Source organism: Paracoccus sp. JM45 (genome assembly GCF_003590715.1).
Lineage (GTDB): Bacteria > Pseudomonadota > Alphaproteobacteria > Rhodobacterales > Rhodobacteraceae > Paracoccus.
Map to the genome: position 1 here is coordinate 1 of NZ_QQVY01000051.1, position 1,982 is coordinate 1,982.

Sequence of the window (1,982 nt, forward strand, 5' to 3'; positions counted from 1 at the left end):
TGCGCCATCTTTCATTCTTCCTGCTTTCCAGCAAGATAGGGGAAATTTCGCAACCCAGTTTAGAATGGGCCCGGCTAGAAAATGATAAAATAATAATCCATGTTATGTATCAAATTGTTAATGAGGATGTGTTGAGTGGTTCGCTTGGGGCCTCTGCTATCAACCTTGCTATTCTGATCAGCTTGCGATCGTCGTATCGACGGCCAATAAAAGAGACCCCGACAGGTAGATTATCTATCGTCTTATGAAATGGGATATTGATGACCGGGACTTGAAGTAGCGTCCACATCGCGTTGAATACCGGATCCCCCGTTCCTGTTCCAATTGGCGCCACGCCGGTGGCCGAGGGCGTCAAAATCAGATCAATGTCGTCTTCGAACATCCGGTCGATCAGGGCACGACATCGATCCGACTTCTTATAGGCAGAACGCGCGGCTGCAGCGGTGGGACGTTGACTGACCAATCGGGTAAAAAATTCTTCTATATTAGGAGTAGAGCGAACCTCATTCAGAAAGGCCGACGCACCTTCGCGTGCAAGAATAATATGATGCGCGTCGAGGATACCGTCGAAATCAGGGGGTAACGCAAGGTCGACGACAGTGGCACCTGCAGCTTGTAAGTTCGCAATGGCACCATCCATTGCCGCGCGTGTATCGTCGTCAGCTGCTTCGGGTGTTGTGCCGTATGTCACACCAACGCGCAGCCCCTCAAGAGTTTCAGGCAGGTCGCAAACGTCGAAGTCAAAGACATCTGCAAGTAATTCGAAATCCATTGCCGAACGGGCATAGAGGCCAATTGTATCGCAAGTCGCCGAATACATTTTCGATCCCTCGCGCGAGATGGCATTCCACGTCGGTTTCATGCCGAAAACACCGCAAAATGATGCAGGACGTATTGTCGATCCGCCAGTTTGTGTCCCGATTGCAAGGGCCGTCAGCCCTGCGGCGACAGCTGCGGCCGACCCCGAGGATGATCCGCCCGGCGTTCGCCTTGCATCATGCGGGTTCGTAGTGCCCGGTCCGACTGTGGTTGATGCAAATTCCGATGTGGTGACCTTTCCGGCAATCAATGCCCCCGCCTGCCGCAGTGTATCGACGCATGCTGCATCGATACCGGGCATGGATCCTTCATATCGCGGTGAATTATGGGCGGTGGGCATATCACGGGTCAGTAAGACATCCTTGACGGCAATTGTCACACCACGAAGCGGGCCATCGGGAAGATTTTCTGCCCTTGCGCGCAGTTCATCCGCATCGAAATAGGCAAAGGCACGAACCTGTCCATCAACGGTGCCGATGTTCGCAATCAGGTCCTCGGCAATTCGGGCGGGCGAGTATCCTGCGGCAACGGCGGCTGCCATTTCATGTGCGGTACCGGCGTGTGGAGGAAAATTCCTATTCATCGGGATGCCCTTTATGCAAGAACACAGGCGTCTTCAAAAGACAGGCGCGGAAGACGGTCCCAGATTTTCTTCGGATCGCCATAGCCCAGATTGCAGATAAAGTTCACTTTCCAATCGGTGTCTTTCAGAAAGGCCTCTGTGATTTCCCCAGCATCAAATCCTGACAGTGGGCCGCAATCCAGTCCAAGTGCGCGCGCTGCCATAATCAGATAGCCACCGGCCAGAGATCCGTTGCGCATTGCTGTTTCCTCGATCAGCTCGGGTGATCCGGTGAACCATGAGCGGGCATCGCCGTGCGGAAAGAGCTGTGGCAATTGGTCGTAAAATTTCATGTCGTGGCAGATCAGGACCGTCACCGGTGCAGTCATCGTCTTTTCCAGATTTCCCCCTGACAAGGCAGCCGCTAACAATTCCTTGCCATTCTGCGTCCGGATGAAAACAAAGCGCGCAGGCGAACAATTTGCCGAGGTTAGAGGTGGTCCTGAATTTTCGACCAGTTTTCCGCCGGGCTAAGCTATAGCATGGGTTTCATGTCAGGCGGCGGCTTTCAGGTGTTGATTGTGAGTATCATAGGCCTCGC

The 1,982-nt window shown here is 53.4% G+C and carries 2 protein-coding genes; both read right to left on the minus strand.

Annotation, left to right across the window (positions count from 1 at the left end):
* Positions 1-109: 109 nt before the first annotated feature.
* A complete protein-coding gene (locus tag DWB67_RS17585) occupies positions 110-1,402 on the minus strand; it encodes an amidase (RefSeq protein WP_119808834.1) in 1,293 nt (430 codons plus the stop codon).
* An 11-nt stretch (positions 1,403-1,413) separates the two neighbouring features.
* Positions 1,414-1,899, minus strand: a complete 486-nt coding sequence (locus tag DWB67_RS17590) for a malonic semialdehyde reductase (RefSeq protein ID WP_119808835.1) — start codon at positions 1,897-1,899, stop codon at positions 1,414-1,416.
* Positions 1,900-1,982: the final 83 nt, after the last annotated feature.